We start from the raw sequence: 13,533 nt of genomic DNA, 5'->3' as shown, positions 1-13,533 counted from the left end.
ATTGATCGGCCCTCCACAAGCCGACCTCCTATGAATCACGCAAACTCTCTCTTGGGAATTCCAAAAACTCGCCCGCCGCTAAAAACCTGCCAAAGTAGTGCTAGCAGGACGGCTCAAAGACAAGGCCATTAGGGCGGAGCAACGTTCCGCCGCTCAATAGCTCTTTGCAAGTTTCGGGGTAGGCCATAGGCTCGCTCCAAACCGGCACTTCGGTCGCTGGCATAGCCGGCTCGCCGATGAAGGCATTCCCGAGTTTGCTTTGTGTTTGATCTTGTTGAAACCCCCTGGATAAACGATTTGTGGCTGTCCTAGCGTGCCTTAACGAGGCTGGAGAAGACATGAACAGCATAGTCCCCGACTTAAACAATGTCACACGTTTGCCTCCGGCCAATATCAGCATCGGTGAAGCCGACCTTGATTCTGCGAGGATCGAGGCACGGCAGTATCTCGAATTATACGATTGGGTGTTGTCCATCAAAGGCGAGTATCTTGGATATGGTGCGGAAAGTGCCTCGCTTCCCGGCTAACCTACGCACAATGACAGCCGGACGGACATGGTAACAAGTGCACTGTCACCGTAGTTCCATCAAAGTCTAACGATCAGAAAAGCGCACTGGAAAGCATGTGCGGTAACAGTTGATTCAACCATCGCTGGTATATTAGAGGGTGTGAGTAGCGGCTCCGACAGTGGGCGGGCGCTTAGTGCCGGAGCCGCCCGCGCAGTCCGGTTGGGGGTTTGACCGCGCCGTCCTATTCTGGGACAGCGCGGTCAACGATTCGTTAAAATTTTCCGGGAACTAATTAAGCGCATGCTAATTGAATTGCGCCTTTTGCCAGGGAACGGCTTATTCGGCTCAGCGATGAGCGCCAGGCCGCGCGAGACGCTTCGCAGGGGTAGGACTGCTGAATTACGGAATTACGGTGACAGTGCACTATTTTCTTTTCGTCGCCCGCCTCGCCTTCCCGGTTAACTTACACACAATGACAGCCGGACGGACATGGTAAGAAAGTGCACTGTCACCGTAATTCCCGACTTTCGATAGTATCCGATAGCGTTATCCGCAATCATCACAATGAATGGCCGCAAGCGTAAAATGCCCATGGTAGCATCGGGCACGTTTTCCGCATCGGAAGGTCAGTCCTAAGTGCTCTCAACTGTTTTACGAGAAAAGCTGGTTTGCGAATGCGGTCGCACCGGGTATTTGAAACTACGAGAAGACGATCAGCCCCTCAGCGGCACCTGGGAATCCTACAGCTTGGAGGGTTTCAATGGCGGTAGCCTGACGATCACCAGCTCCGGAGATATTCCGGGCGACAAGTTGGCCTATCTCCATCCTTTGTGTCCTCAATGCAGCCAGTGGGGCAAGGTGAGGTATGCCTGCCGGACCTAAGCCCACAAGAACCACATATATCGTGAGCGTTTTCGAGAAGCCGCATTGGAATTACGGTGACAGTGCGCCATTTTCCTTTCGCCGCTTGTCTCGCCTTTCCGATTTCACTGCTTTTCCGGTTTGGTTGGGCAGCCCGATCCAGAAAATGGCTTCGCTGCCTGCCGGCCGACCGATGCTCTCTCGGCTTTGCGCATTGCTGGCAAGATGGGCCATGCGGTTAACCTGCACACAATGACGGCCGGTACGAATATGGCAAAGGGCACTGTCACCGTAATTTGTGGTCAACGGCGTTGTGCTTCGGCCGCCGGAACTGTGACGGCGGCGCCCTGGACGACGCTCAAAACGGTGGATGACACCACCAGAAAGCCTTGGCTTCCTCTTCGGGCGTCATCGGACGGACCTCCCATGAGTCCGTTTTCGCGATGTAACGTGTCCAAATGGGCGTGCCTTCTTCGCTGACGCTTTCGTGCCAGTCGGTAAACCCCATCAGCGGCAATAACGCTTCTCGGATCGATCGAAGCCGCAGTGCTGCCGTGTGCATGGGAATGACCTCCCTTCGCTGGTTACGGTGAGGAATTCCGACCTATCCGTCAGTGCTCCGCCACCGATTCTTGCGCAGCCTCACCCCGCCACCACCGCGTAGCGTTGCCGACCGTTTTCCAGCGGTCCGGCGGCCATGGCGGGGGGCTCGGGGTTTGACCGCCGGGCCTGACCAGCAAAAACGGGGTGGGTTTTGCCGGCTGGCAAATTATAGGCCGTTTATTCGAATATTCAATTTCTCTAAAATGATCCGTATGAGCCGCAACCGACCGTGCCGCCGCTCACGGATCGGGACGGGCCCGGTGCGGCCTACGGCCGGTTACAAAACCTCGGTTGACCAATGAATTGATCAGCGTCGAAGCGGTCAAAGGTCCTACATAAAACCATAGGAAAAAGCCCGCCACAGGACCGACCTGTTCGTCAAGCGTTAGCTAATATAGATAAGCCCGCGTCATCCAATTGAGGGATGGCGCGACTTAACCTCCTGCTCCACCTAATGGCAAGGCAAAGGGCGGCAACCCGGTTTTGCTGCCCAAGGGGCCTGCTGGCTCTAGGGGGCTAAATATGAGCAAAACGACTCTCATACTCACTATCCTCGCGATCAGCATCGGCTATGCCGATGCCAAGGACCGTAAGGTGAACCTGCCGGTTTGCACCGCGTCAAGCTCACTCGCCGAAGTCCTGGGTGACAAGTGTTATCTCGTCAAAGGCTCGATGATCTACGGCGACATCGCCGAACTTTCCCAGATAATCACTTGGGCTGGTGGCGGAACTGGCGGTCTGTGAGGGTGCCCTGACCGGAACATCTCGTTCACCAGCATCCGAAGACACCAGGACAGCGGCTCTCAGACTAGGCGGCCCGGCATCCCTGTTACAGCGCGGTGGCCAGCAGGGCGCCGGGCCTGACCGGCGCGGGGGGCATGGGCGGTCGCGCCGGCTGGCGAATATATGTATGCCTCTGCTGATATAATCGGCACTTATCCGTATGAACGGTGGAAGCAGCAAAAGGTGGAGCACAAGCCGGTAATGATCTGGCACCCACCTTTTTGCGTCTAGCGCCTGCCATCCGCGACTGTACGTTTTTAACCAAGGCGCATAGGGCCGCTTCAATACGTCAAAGTTGAATGCGGCGTAGTTGCATAACTGCTAATATATATCGATGGCAGGGCTGCCTTCGCGGAATGGCCGGCGCCTGTTGTATGGGCTTTGTGGTAGAGGCGCCGCCTGGCAGGGGGGTGAGAGCTCGTCGCTTCGCAAATGGGGCGACGGGCCGTCGACAGACTTTCCAAGCAACTTTCAGAGGCTGAGATCGAGCGCTTTCTGACGGGCAGCGGAGTCGCTCCATAAGAGCATCGTCAAGCCGCTTCTATTGCCTACCAGCGACCACCATCGAGCGCTCCAGGGGGCGCATGAAGCGCTCCTAAAATCTATCCGAGAAATCACTGGCAAGGATGCGCCGTTCATTCAATGGTTCGGGGCGGGGCCGGTGCGGCCTACGGCTGGGTAGCGCTGGCTGAGCGGCCCGGCGCCCTGCTTTTGACACTGAACAAACCAGAGGGGCGCCGAGCCTTTACCGGCGGCGCTTTGAGGAAACGACGCCGAGTATTGAGTTATAGCGCTCTCGCTAGAGTTGCGGGAACACAGCCTTTTGGACGATGGCCGACGCGGTTTGCCATTTCATTAGAAATTGCTAAATTACAGTCGATATCGGGAATTGTGAGATTGGATGCTGCACGCATTAGCGTTGAGGCCAGACGACGGGCAGACTCGGTTGCTCCGCCGCCTCAATATGATCCTTTCTGGGCAAGTGCGGCCGGGGCGGCGATAGCCGGCGGCGTGGTCGCTGTTTTTTGTTGGCTTCTCGGCAGCAGTCACATGACGGGTGCGATCGGCATAGTCATGATTTTGGCATTTGCGCTGCCGTATTTCTATCTCCGGAGCCAGGACCGGAAGAACAGTGAGGCCTTTGATACCTATTACATCAGGTTGTTGGAACTGGAGAGGGAAAGAGAGAAAAGCTTGCCTGCCGCCAAACCAAAGTCGCTTCCGGTAACAAAAGCTCGCCTGACGATAAGAAGGCCCCGCGTGCCCGTAAGAAAACCCCGCCTGTAATCGCGACTGGAAGCCGACATTCGAGAGAAGATGAATAGGCATCATAAGTCGCTGGAACATTAGCGACCTCTAAATGTTTTTACCTGGCGGCAGGTGGTGCCCTCCATCGCCTGCCGAAGATCGGGCCTCCGATCGGCCCGCGCTCTCCCGCCGAGGCGCGGGCTTTTGCGTGGCGGCTACCCCTTTCACTATGTGGCACGGAGGGTGTTCGGTGCGGCCCCTGCGGCTGGGTAGTCGACTAGGGACTTCAGTCTTAGTTGAGCTATCTCTAATATGAGGATAGCGTAGCCACAGTGGGCTGGGCTAGGTCCCGTCGCTCCGCAAAATGGGGCGGCGGGCCTTTGGATGGAGCGGCCCGGCACCCTGCGGGTTGGGATGGGGCTAGGACACCGGGCCTAGCCGGCGGGATGTGCTCGCGAGGAACATCGCCGCCAGCTGGAGAACTTTATGCGCCTTTGCTAATGTAAAGTGAAGCACCTAATGAAGGAACGCAAAGGTCTGGCGATGACAGGTACGCCGGCAACAACCTAGGTGGTGAGCGTATTCGAGAAGCCACATTGGCGCACTGTCCTGACCACCAAAGACAAGGCCAAAGCACCGGCGATGACGAAGGAGATCGGCGACAAGGTCCGGGTTGAAGAGATTACGCCGAAGCCGAAGAAGCGTTAAGGCCGGCCCGTCAGGGCGATGCAATGGAACATTAGAGGCTGCTAATAGTTTTTAGTCAGCAGGGGCAAACCAACACCCCAGCAAGTCCCGCTATCCCTAGGGACTGCCCGCCGTTGCCGTGAATGGAGCGGCGGGTTTTTTGGCTCGCTGTAAGCAGCGCCTACAGGCACTGCAAAAGCCCGAAAACCTGATCAATGAAAAGCCCGCCACGGGAGCGACCCGCGGCGGGCTTTTGGAGTGGCTACATCCCTGAGGAATCGACCGCTTATAGTTGTATTGTGAACTGCGTGATCGCGTTAGCCTATGGCGTGATCGCGGAAGCCCTGGCTTAAGCGCTGCCGTCCGTTTCGCTTTCCTCATCGATATAGCGCACCGGAAGATAGGCATTCGTTTCCAGCCATTCCCGCAAGATCTGCACGATTAACCCAACAAGGTCCGAAGGTACCGAAGCGGCGATGTCACCCTCCACGATGTCGAAGCCTTCAGTGCCGCATTTTCAGATTGAAAGCGCGCGCTTTCGGAGCGGAGACGTTCCGCCTCGGAGCGAAGGCGCACAAGTTCCTCCGTTTGCCGTTCCGTCTCGGAGTGAAGCCGCATAAGTTCCCCTGTCTCCCGTTCCGCTCCGGAGCGAAGGCGCAAAAGTTCCTCTGTCTCCCGCTGCGCGTCGATCCTAGCGACATGGATGTCTCGCACCTCGCGCTCTGCTTTCCTCAAAAGATCAAGGTCGGAAGTCAAGCAAGTCTGCGCACTCATCGACAGGCTGACGTAGAACTCATGAAGACCGGTGGATACATTCGTTTGAAGAGATTGCACACCCGATTTGATGAAATTCAGGCCACGCAGCGTCTTGATGAGGTATTCAAAAAAGGTCGGCGTGAACTGCCATCCGTGCGTGTCAAGATAATCAGGCGTCGTTTGGGCTTCCTCGTACTTATCGCGGGCAGCGTCAGGTGAGTACATGAACTTTAGATCGTCAAGCGTTGGCTCAACCCATACGATCGCGTCAGCCTTGGTGCAGATGGAATTCATGTGATCGAACACCACGCCGGCAGGATGACGCGTGCGCTTCTCCGCGTAGGCTTGAAGCGTCTGCCCAACGGTCGAGACGGGCCGCAGCGTGTCAAAGCAATACCGCTTGTCGGGGACAGCCAGAACCAGCACGCCGCCCGGCTTCAGAAGGGTTTCGCAATCCTGGATGAAGCGCACAATGTCAGGAATATGCTCGATGACGTGTGAAGCTACAATGTAGTCATATCGCCCAGGTTTGCCGATGATATCCAGCAGTCCGCGACCGTCTGAAACGTAATCAACTTCCTCGATCTGCGAGGCATTGTCGTGATACTTCTTGCGAAGTGCCGGGCCATCAGCATGGTCAAATATCTCGACATTGTAGCCTTTGGACTTCGGCAAGAGGGGCGAATAGCTCGGCCCGACCTCCAGACCAACGCCGTCCGGGTTGAGCATCGACAAAAGAACTTCGCGTCTATCCAAGATGCAATTTCCCCCTGGTTCATTTGAGCGGCGACCATAGACGGCGCGTCACGAGAATTCAATCAACCACACCAGGGCCAAGTTCACCTTCCGCAAGGCTTGGGCACCACATCGGAATTACGGTGACAGTGCACCATTTTCTTTTCGTCGCCTGCCTCGCCTTCCCGGTTGACCTACACAATGACAGCCGGACGGACATGGTAAGACAGTGCACTGTCACCGTAATTCGGATAGTCCTTGGCTGGCGGCTTCAAAGGCGCCACCCGATGATGAAGGTGATAAGAAGTAAGAGGCAGCGGCTCTAACGGCCGGACGCGTCGCCGCCCTAAAGGCACCAGGCCAAGCCATTTCGAAGCAGGGCCAGCCTGCGATTGAACCGGCCACACAATCCGCAACGTTCACAGCCTCGCTTTCGCGGGGCTTTTTTCATGGAGCAAGCCTTATGGCCCGACCTGCAACTGCCGCCGTTCGCCTGTTGACCGGGGAACGTGAACCCGTGCGCCTGGCGACCACGGGCAACATCATCCTGTCAGGTCTGAAGACCATCGACGGCGTGCTGACCGAAGTCGGCGACAGGGTGCTGGTGAAGAACCAGGCCGACGCCACCACCAACGGCATCTACACGGCCAGTGCTGGCCAATGGTATCGGGCGGCTGATGCGCGCACGTCGCGCACCATGCAGAAGGGGACCACCGTCTACGTGCAGGAAGGCACGGCGAACTTTGCTAAGCGGGCTTTATCAGATGATCCCCGGGCTTGACACTTCTGGCTCTACATTCGAGCAGAAGATGGCTATTAGCTCCGCGGATATCGTCTACTGCAACCACGGTATAAACGACTGCCAGCTATCTCCCACCCCGACTCCACCGGAAACGTATCGCGATCTGCTGATGCAGTTCGTGACGATTTGTCGGAAGTACGGCAAAATCCCTGTTCTGCAAACACCCTCTCCGATCTATGCAGGCGTTGGTGTTCTTGGGACCGCTGACAAGGCCAATCGTCTCAAGACCTATGTGACGATCATGCGGGATGTGGCAGAGGTTACCAATACCCAACTTGTCGACGTGTACGCGGTCATAAGCGCTTACATTCACACCGGCAAATATACCGTTCAAGAGCTGGTGAAGGACGGCATTCACCCGACAGTTATCACCTACCGTGCCATGGCGTTCGAAATGGCTAGGCCAATCATCCATCCGCACGCGGGCATAAACGGGCCTGATCAGTTCATCTCTACCATAGAGGGAACGACGAACACCTATCCACCGACGGCTCCGCAACTGGCGGCGGCGGCCCGCACTGGCTATCACCTTACCACCGACGCCATCGACCAGCCCAAGAGCATCAAGGTTGCGGTGCATATTTCGGTGCCGCACCTGGACGTGTTCATCGCCTACCCGATCTGGAGTAGCGGCAAGAACGGCATCAACATCGCGTGGGACGGGGAAGCCATTGTTGGCATAAACCAGTTCTCTACTCTGGCGATCGGTGTTGGTGAGTTCGTCTACGATCACGAAATCTGCATCGCTCGTGACGTGCCGGTTGGCATGCACATGTTGACCTTGGCTTCTGGCGGACAAGCGTTTGCTATCGGTCTTAGCTATCTGCGGACTAGACCTTCCAAGCCCGCCAAGAAATTTGGTCCGGCTCGGGATTTGTGGCGCGACAAGGCGTACTCATTGATGACGCTTTCCGGCACAGGTGCGGATAGCACGCTATTGATGGATGAGTTGCCGCACAGCAGGGCACTCGATGCAGAGGGGACGGATATAACGTTCACCGCGACGATGGCGAAAGATACGCAGTTCGTGCTGCACGGCATTCTGACCGCGACCGGGGCCGCGTCTGCGCTTTCGCCTCGCATGGGTATCGGCGTGGGCTTGCAGGTCGGGACGGGGTTCTGCACCGTGTACCAAAATCCCAACGCTGGCGTTTACACCACCTCAGTCTTAGGCGCGGTCGATCTCAGCGGCACGGCTCGCACATGGCGGTTGTTCCGTCCTGCGGGTAGCGCCAATCTCACCGTCTACATGAACGGTGTAAGCCAAGGAACGGTGGCACTTACCGGCCCGCATGTGGGCGGGTTCATGGGCCTACGCGCCAATGGTGCCGGCCTTGCCGTCACTGTTCAAGACCTCCGCGACATCGAGCATTAAGGCGGCGTCGGATCGCTCCACACAATATCGCCTTGTGGCGATTGGTCCAGCGAGTAAAAAAGATCCCGGTCGGCTTGCGTCACCGGGGTCTGCTTTATCTCGGAGAAAGTGCGCATCCACATGATGAACTCGACCACGGCCAAGCCGATGGCGAACTTCTCAGTCTTGTTGGGCCTGAACATGGCGGGTTGATATCATATCTTGATGGTCGATCTCAATTGTTGCACCGAAATTCTAATCCATGTAGGGCATGAACATCACGATTTGGCGGTGGGGTCGATCAGGTAAATACAATGACGCCGAGCAAGCCGGACCGCTTCCCCTACCTCAGCGCGCTGCGTGGTCTCGCCGCTCTATGGGTCGTGATGGCTCACGTAGCACTAATGCCCAATCCACGCTTTGTGCTCCCCTGGTGGCCGCAAACTCTGGCCCAAAGCGGCGTTATGGGCGTCAATCTGTTCTTCCTTGTGAGCGCCTTTTCCCTCTGCCTCACGATGCCAAAGCACGATAGCGAACAGAGGCCGTATTTGGGATTCATGCTACGGAGGTTTTTTCGGATAGCTCCGCTGTTCTATGCCCTGATTAGTCTGGCATGTCTGTCGCACTGGTTCAACCCGGCTGGCCTTCCTTACAATTTCAAAACGATACTGGCGAACCTGACGTTTGTCTTCAATTTCACCCCAGGCCTTGGGTTCCAGTCCTCGGTCCTCTTTGCGGGATGGACGATTGGCGTTGAGATGGCGTTCTACCTGGTATTCCCCTTCATATACGCCAGGACTAAAAGTGTAACCTTGGCGATCCGAGCGCTCATCGTTGCCCTCGTCGTGGCTGCGGTCTTTCGCTCGGTAATCGGGAATCTCGTGGCAGAGCCGGGGATCTACATTCCTAAATCGATATTTCACCTAGCTCCAATGTTCATGTTCGGAATTATCGCGTTTTATGTGGTTCAAATTGCCGGCGAATGGAAACATAGACGCGCGATCGGCACTGCCCTGCTGGCGTTCGTACCGCTTCAGTTCTATGTGATTGTCACTGGCATGGTGCCATTTGGCCCGGCTATCTATTGGCAAGGGCCGATGTTTTTTTGCCTGCTGGTTGGGCTCTACCTGTTCCCCATCAAGCCCCTGGTCAACAGAGCGACGAGATGGCTGGGCGATATTAGCTATTCAGTCTACCTGATGCATGGTCCGATTATTGCCGCCTTGTTTCCTTTGTTCAGGCAACTTCGGCACTCGGGACTGAGCGAAATTCAGGCCTATGCAGTGGCGCTTGCGATAGCCCTGCTGTGCATCATCCCGGTCGCGACATTGACGTTCTACGCTTGGGAGAACTGGATCAATAACTGGGGCAAGGGTTTTGCCTCACGATGCGCCGGCAGAAGGTGGATCGAGGCCCCTGACGCCAAAGGCATTAAAATGTCAGAGCCTGTTTCGGCCTAATTCGCCTTCCGCAGCGCGTTGAAAATCACACCGGCATCGTTGCGATCACCGCTCTTCATCACATTGGCCGTCGCATGAGACATCGTGCGTTTGGATGTCACCGATTGTTGAAGTGTTCGCCCGTGTTCGCGCCATGATCATGATATCCGAATGCGCGCAACGGCAACGGCCTTCCCGCCATTCCCTTAAACAGGAGTATATCGTGTTGCGACGCTTCATGACCGCGCTGGCATTCATTTGCCATGCGTCCGTGGTCCTTGTGCAGTCCGTTGTCGGCCCTCCCTCGCCAGTTATTGGCAGTATCGCGACCGCCGGCGGTACCGGCGCAAATTCGGCTGCCGCCAACACTGTTCTTGCAGCTCCTGACGGCAGCCCAGGCGCGGCCACCATGCGGGCCTTGGTTGCCGCCGATTATCCGCTCGCCGCACTCAAGGCAAATAATCCTTCCGATCTTGCGAGCGCCGCAACGGCACGCACGAATCCTGGCTTCACCAACGTCGCTGGCGACGATGTGATGAACGCCAGCGGGCAGCATTTCGCTTCCGGTTGCGTTGCGATTGAAGCGTTCGGTGGCGTCGGCAACGGCTCGACCGACACTCTTGCGGCCTGGAATGCCGCGGTGTCGTCATTCCGCACCAAGGATATCTGCATCAAGTTTGGAGTCGGCACCTACGTCTTCAGCAACACCGCCTCCGCCACCCCGTCCGGTACAGCGCATATCCGAATTTTCGGCATGGGGAAAAGCGTCACGCATCTTTTGTGGAACGTGAACGTCGCTGGCATGATCCTGACCACCGGCAATGAAATGACGGTTGAAGTTGACGGGCTGGATTTCGAAACCCGCAGCTTCAACGCGAATACGGCGCTCGCGGTCAACAGCTCGGATTGCAGCGGTTCAAAATATTCGTCGCATTTCAATGACCTGTCGTTTCGCGGGCAGGGAAACTATTTGCCGTCCTCTTATTGGACGAATGATTTGCTTATCAACAACCTGTCGGACGTCAGTGCAACCGACGTTGATTTCTTCGGCAACAGGGGCAACCACACAACCGGTTTGACGTATCAATCAAGCAATCCGAAGACCTGCGTTGCCATCGTGTTGAACGTGACCCATGCGAATTTCATCAACGACAAAATCGGCTTTCTTTACGGCAAGGCCGCGCAAGGCGTCACAATTTCGCAGTCGAACTTCGCCAATGGTCTAACAGGCATCAATGTCCCTGTCGGCTCAATTGGCACCGCACAACTTTCGGTGTCGGATAGCCAGTTCAACACCACCAACGATCAGATATTGATCAAGGGTGATTTGGTCGGCTGCCAAATCATGAACAATGTTTTTACGGTTCCTGCGTCTCCCTGGAATGGTATTTACATCAACAACGCTTCCGCAAACTGGTTCACCATTCTCGGCAATATTTTCGAAAACACCAAGACGACGGGCGGCGATGGAATTCAGGTGAATGCCAACGGCGCCAGCAACGTCGGAACGATCACCGGCAATGGATTTTACAACCTTGGTTTTGGTGTCGGTCTTCAGGCCGGCTCCCGGCATTGGACGGTTGCGTCCAACTCTTACAACCACGTGACGACGAACGTATCCAATTCCGGCGTCAGCAATTTGGTTGGTGTCGCAACCCCGTAAAACTCGGTGGTGGGCGAGACAAGGAAACATGGCCAAGCCGTTCCTGGCCGCTAGAGTGTTTCATCGTTTCACGGAAACAGCGAACCACTCTATCTCCTTGTTTTGACGCAATTCCGGACGGAAAACCGTTTCACACTTTTCCGGGAATTGCTCAAAAAGTGGCACGCCAGCTTTCGTCCAATGGAAGCAATCGCAATAGGCAGTTTGCCGTCGCAGTCGGGCGATTTCTCATATCCGGTCATCATCGCCTCGCGACTTGCGTCCTGACCAGAACACCACGGCCATGCCCACCAGTATGGCCGTGCCAGCCAACGCCATGATCCGCCAGTCCATCTCCCGTCCTACCCGGGACGCGTCGTGCGTGAATTGAACCAGTGTTTCCATTCTCGCAGCCTACCAAAATCCAATTCGAAAGGAACTGCCATGGACCGCAACTTCGCGCGGGCGCTCGCGCTCGTCTTGAAATCTGAAGGTGGATGGTCGGAAAATCCGGCCGATCCCGGCGGCGCCACCATGAAGGGCGTGACGCTCGCCAACTTCCGCCGCTATGTGAAGGCCGGCGCCACCAAGGCGGATCTCAGGCAGATCAGCGACGCGCAGATCGCCACCGTCTTCCGCCGCTTCTACTGGGATGCGGTGCTCGGCGCCGAATTGCCCGATGGCGTCGACCATGCGGTGTTCGATTTCGCGGTGAACAGCGGGCCTGGCCGGGCCGCGAAAACCCTGCAGGCGGCCCTGGGCGTTGCCCAGGATGGCCGGATCGGGCCGGCGACCCTCGCGGCGGCCAGGGCAAAGCCTGCCGGCGTCACCATCGACGCGCTTTGCGATGCGCGGCTGGCGTTTCTCAAACGGCTGCCGACATGGGCAACATTCGGGCGCGGCTGGTCCGATCGTGTCAAATCGGTGCGGGTTCAAGCCTTGCTGATGTCGGCGCAACCAGCGGCGCCGGTGGCCGCGCCGGCGCCTGTGCCGGCCGCGCCAACCCTCGGCGTCGAAACGGCCGCTGGCGGGGCGCCGGCGGCGCGACCCGTACAGCCGACCGGCAAGACTGCCGCCGCGGTCGGCATCCTCGTCCTCGTCGCCGGAGCGCTCGCGGCCTTCCGGCATCACGTCAGCGATCTTTTCGGGAGCCTCTTCTGATGAAATGGGTCAACACCAACGCGCTGCACAATCTCCTCAACACGCTGATCGCGATCATCTGCGGCGGCGCCCTGGTCGGCTTCGACTGGACGATGTTCGGCGTCACCGATCGCACCGCGCTGCAGATCAGCGGGGCCATCGCCCTTGCCAAGATCATCGTCAACGCGGTGCGTGACGGTCCGCGCGGCATGGTCGCGCCGCCGCCGGCCGAGGAGAAATGAGATGGGAGCGCTCGCCCTGCTTGGCCAGTTCTGGCCGTATCTGCTTGCAACGGGTGCCGCGCTCGCCGGTCTGTGGACGGCCTATGCCAAGGGCAAGGCTGGCCAGAAGGCAAGGCAGGAAGCCGCCGACGCCGCGGCGCGCAGCGAAGCCCGGAAGATCGACGACGCCGTTGCCGGCCGGACGCCTGATAACAACAGGGGGAGGCTGGCGAAATGGTCAAGATCATAGCGCTTTCGCTGATGCTGGCTGGCTGCACCGCCGCCGGCGGGCCGTACTGCGCGGTCGAACATCCCATCCGGCCGACAAAGGCAGAGGTGGCGACCCTTTCCGACGCGTCGGTGGCGGCGATCCTGGCGCACAATGAAAAGGGCCAGACGATTTGTGGATGGAGGCCGTGATGCACGACCTTTTCGACCTGCTCGGCATCAAGGGACCGGTCGTCGCCGCCGGCCTTGCCGGCGGCGTCCTGCGGGCGCTGTCGCGGCATCGCTACAAGCTGCGCGAAATGGTGGCCTCGCCGATCTGCGGCGCGCTAGCCGCGGCCTACCTGACGCTGCCGGTGGTGTCCTACGCCAGGATCACTGGCCTGCCGATGCCGGATCCGGCCGACGACACCACCACGCTGGCCGCTGCCTTCCTGATCGGCGTCTCGGCGATGTGGATCTCGGATATCCTGTTCGAGTTTGTCGTGCGCAGGTTCAAGCCTGCGCCGGAGGAGTGAAACGCCAGCA

Annotated in this window: 17 protein-coding genes; 12 read left to right on the top strand and 5 right to left on the bottom strand. The window is 57.7% G+C overall.

Annotation, left to right across the window (positions count from 1 at the left end):
- Positions 1-338: 338 nt before the first annotated feature.
- Complete coding sequence (locus tag ACFFNA_RS03520; protein WP_378915613.1) at positions 339-527, top strand: hypothetical protein; 189 nt, start codon at positions 339-341, stop codon at positions 525-527.
- 915 nt (positions 528-1,442) lie between these two features.
- On the opposite strand, the gene ACFFNA_RS03515 is transcribed toward ACFFNA_RS03520, so the two are convergent.
- Positions 1,443-1,604: a hypothetical protein gene (locus ACFFNA_RS03515; RefSeq protein ID WP_378915611.1), complete on the bottom strand. Its 162-nt coding sequence runs from the start codon at positions 1,602-1,604 to the stop codon at positions 1,443-1,445.
- A 124-nt stretch (positions 1,605-1,728) separates the two neighbouring features.
- The gene (locus tag ACFFNA_RS03510) at positions 1,729-1,932 is read right to left on the bottom strand and encodes a hypothetical protein (protein WP_146605986.1); all 204 of its coding nucleotides are present in this window, start codon (positions 1,930-1,932) and stop codon (positions 1,729-1,731) included.
- A 563-nt stretch (positions 1,933-2,495) separates the two neighbouring features.
- Between ACFFNA_RS03510 and ACFFNA_RS03505 the strand changes: the two genes are divergently transcribed.
- Both ACFFNA_RS03505 and ACFFNA_RS03500 read left to right on the top strand, forming a co-directional pair.
- The gene (locus ACFFNA_RS03505) at positions 2,496-2,717 is read left to right on the top strand and encodes a hypothetical protein (RefSeq protein ID WP_111542328.1); all 222 of its coding nucleotides are present in this window, start codon (positions 2,496-2,498) and stop codon (positions 2,715-2,717) included.
- Between the two features lie 936 nt (positions 2,718-3,653).
- A complete protein-coding gene (locus tag ACFFNA_RS03500) occupies positions 3,654-4,043 on the top strand; it encodes a hypothetical protein (RefSeq protein ID WP_378915609.1) in 390 nt (129 codons plus the stop codon).
- 1,089 nt (positions 4,044-5,132) lie between these two features.
- Here the strand turns inward: ACFFNA_RS03500 and ACFFNA_RS03495 are convergent.
- Complete coding sequence (locus ACFFNA_RS03495; RefSeq protein WP_378915607.1) at positions 5,133-6,203, bottom strand: class I SAM-dependent methyltransferase; 1,071 nt, start codon at positions 6,201-6,203, stop codon at positions 5,133-5,135.
- 442 nt (positions 6,204-6,645) lie between these two features.
- Here ACFFNA_RS03495 and ACFFNA_RS03490 point away from each other — a divergent pair, with 442 nt between their 5' ends.
- Entirely contained in the window at positions 6,646-6,963 is a 318-nt protein-coding gene (locus ACFFNA_RS03490; RefSeq protein ID WP_378915605.1) for a hypothetical protein, read from the top strand.
- Positions 6,964-6,991: 28 nt separating this feature from the next.
- Positions 6,992-8,359, top strand: a complete 1,368-nt coding sequence (locus ACFFNA_RS03485) for an SGNH/GDSL hydrolase family protein (protein WP_378915603.1) — start codon at positions 6,992-6,994, stop codon at positions 8,357-8,359.
- Here ACFFNA_RS03485 and ACFFNA_RS03480 read toward each other — a convergent pair.
- On the bottom strand, positions 8,356-8,541 hold the full coding sequence (locus ACFFNA_RS03480; protein WP_378915601.1) for a hypothetical protein: 186 nt from the start codon (positions 8,539-8,541) through the stop codon (positions 8,356-8,358). The two genes, ACFFNA_RS03485 and ACFFNA_RS03480, sit on opposite strands and share 4 nt — an antisense overlap.
- A 111-nt stretch (positions 8,542-8,652) precedes the next feature.
- Here ACFFNA_RS03480 and ACFFNA_RS03475 point away from each other — a divergent pair, with 111 nt between their 5' ends.
- The gene (locus ACFFNA_RS03475; protein ID WP_378915599.1) at positions 8,653-9,798 is read left to right on the top strand and encodes an acyltransferase family protein; all 1,146 of its coding nucleotides are present in this window, start codon (positions 8,653-8,655) and stop codon (positions 9,796-9,798) included.
- 94 nt (positions 9,799-9,892) lie between these two features.
- Positions 9,893-11,440: a hypothetical protein gene (locus ACFFNA_RS03470; RefSeq protein ID WP_378915597.1), complete on the top strand. Its 1,548-nt coding sequence runs from the start codon at positions 9,893-9,895 to the stop codon at positions 11,438-11,440.
- Between the two features lie 228 nt (positions 11,441-11,668).
- Here the strand turns inward: ACFFNA_RS03470 and ACFFNA_RS03465 are convergent, their stop codons facing one another.
- A complete protein-coding gene (locus ACFFNA_RS03465; RefSeq protein ID WP_378915595.1) occupies positions 11,669-11,824 on the bottom strand; it encodes a hypothetical protein in 156 nt (51 codons plus the stop codon).
- A gap of 39 nt (positions 11,825-11,863) precedes the next feature.
- Here ACFFNA_RS03465 and ACFFNA_RS03460 point away from each other — a divergent pair, with 39 nt between their 5' ends.
- Genes ACFFNA_RS03460 through ACFFNA_RS03440 form a run of 5 tightly spaced genes read left to right on the top strand, consistent with a single transcriptional unit; the run spans position 11,864 to position 13,523 of the window.
- On the top strand, positions 11,864-12,580 hold the full coding sequence (locus ACFFNA_RS03460) for a glycoside hydrolase family 108 protein (protein ID WP_378915593.1): 717 nt from the start codon (positions 11,864-11,866) through the stop codon (positions 12,578-12,580).
- Positions 12,580-12,801 (top strand): hypothetical protein, encoded by a 222-nt coding sequence (locus tag ACFFNA_RS03455; RefSeq protein WP_111543510.1) that lies wholly within the window; start codon positions 12,580-12,582, stop codon positions 12,799-12,801. Before ACFFNA_RS03460 ends, ACFFNA_RS03455 begins: the two co-directional genes overlap by 1 nt.
- 1 nt (position 12,802) lies before the next feature.
- A complete protein-coding gene (locus ACFFNA_RS03450) occupies positions 12,803-13,030 on the top strand; it encodes a hypothetical protein (RefSeq protein WP_378915591.1) in 228 nt (75 codons plus the stop codon).
- Positions 13,015-13,200, top strand: coding sequence for a hypothetical protein (locus ACFFNA_RS03445; protein ID WP_111543512.1), 186 nt, complete (start codon positions 13,015-13,017; stop codon positions 13,198-13,200). Before ACFFNA_RS03450 ends, ACFFNA_RS03445 begins: the two co-directional genes overlap by 16 nt.
- Positions 13,200-13,523, top strand: a complete 324-nt coding sequence (locus ACFFNA_RS03440; RefSeq protein ID WP_378915589.1) for a hypothetical protein — start codon at positions 13,200-13,202, stop codon at positions 13,521-13,523. Before ACFFNA_RS03445 ends, ACFFNA_RS03440 begins: the two co-directional genes overlap by 1 nt.
- Positions 13,524-13,533: the final 10 nt, after the last annotated feature.

This window comes from Mesorhizobium kowhaii, assembly GCF_042431665.1.
In the GTDB taxonomy this organism is placed as follows: domain Bacteria; phylum Pseudomonadota; class Alphaproteobacteria; order Rhizobiales; family Rhizobiaceae; genus Mesorhizobium; species Mesorhizobium kowhaii.
Note: the sequence above shows the minus strand (reverse complement) of the source record. Positions and strands in the feature narration are given on the sequence as shown.

Bases quoted from the DNA above. Each gene is read 5' to 3' on its own strand.
- ACFFNA_RS03520 (WP_378915613.1), top strand. From the start codon at position 339: ATGAACAGCATAGTCCCCGACTTAAACAATGTCACACGTTTGCCTCCG.
- ACFFNA_RS03515 (WP_378915611.1), bottom strand. From the start codon at position 1,604: ATGGCCCATCTTGCCAGCAATGCGCAAAGCCGAGAGAGCATCGGTCGG.
- ACFFNA_RS03510 (WP_146605986.1), bottom strand. From the start codon at position 1,932: ATGCACACGGCAGCACTGCGGCTTCGATCGATCCGAGAAGCGTTATTG.
- ACFFNA_RS03505 (WP_111542328.1), top strand. From the start codon at position 2,496: ATGAGCAAAACGACTCTCATACTCACTATCCTCGCGATCAGCATCGGC.
- ACFFNA_RS03490 (WP_378915605.1), top strand. From the start codon at position 6,646: ATGGCCCGACCTGCAACTGCCGCCGTTCGCCTGTTGACCGGGGAACGT.
- ACFFNA_RS03485 (WP_378915603.1), top strand. From the start codon at position 6,992: ATGGCTATTAGCTCCGCGGATATCGTCTACTGCAACCACGGTATAAAC.
- ACFFNA_RS03480 (WP_378915601.1), bottom strand. From the start codon at position 8,541: ATGTTCAGGCCCAACAAGACTGAGAAGTTCGCCATCGGCTTGGCCGTG.
- ACFFNA_RS03475 (WP_378915599.1), top strand. From the start codon at position 8,653: ATGACGCCGAGCAAGCCGGACCGCTTCCCCTACCTCAGCGCGCTGCGT.
- ACFFNA_RS03470 (WP_378915597.1), top strand. From the start codon at position 9,893: ATGTCACCGATTGTTGAAGTGTTCGCCCGTGTTCGCGCCATGATCATG.
- ACFFNA_RS03465 (WP_378915595.1), bottom strand. From the start codon at position 11,824: ATGGAAACACTGGTTCAATTCACGCACGACGCGTCCCGGGTAGGACGG.
- ACFFNA_RS03460 (WP_378915593.1), top strand. From the start codon at position 11,864: ATGGACCGCAACTTCGCGCGGGCGCTCGCGCTCGTCTTGAAATCTGAA.
- ACFFNA_RS03455 (WP_111543510.1), top strand. From the start codon at position 12,580: ATGAAATGGGTCAACACCAACGCGCTGCACAATCTCCTCAACACGCTG.
- ACFFNA_RS03450 (WP_378915591.1), top strand. From the start codon at position 12,803: ATGGGAGCGCTCGCCCTGCTTGGCCAGTTCTGGCCGTATCTGCTTGCA.
- ACFFNA_RS03445 (WP_111543512.1), top strand. From the start codon at position 13,015: ATGGTCAAGATCATAGCGCTTTCGCTGATGCTGGCTGGCTGCACCGCC.
- ACFFNA_RS03440 (WP_378915589.1), top strand. From the start codon at position 13,200: ATGCACGACCTTTTCGACCTGCTCGGCATCAAGGGACCGGTCGTCGCC.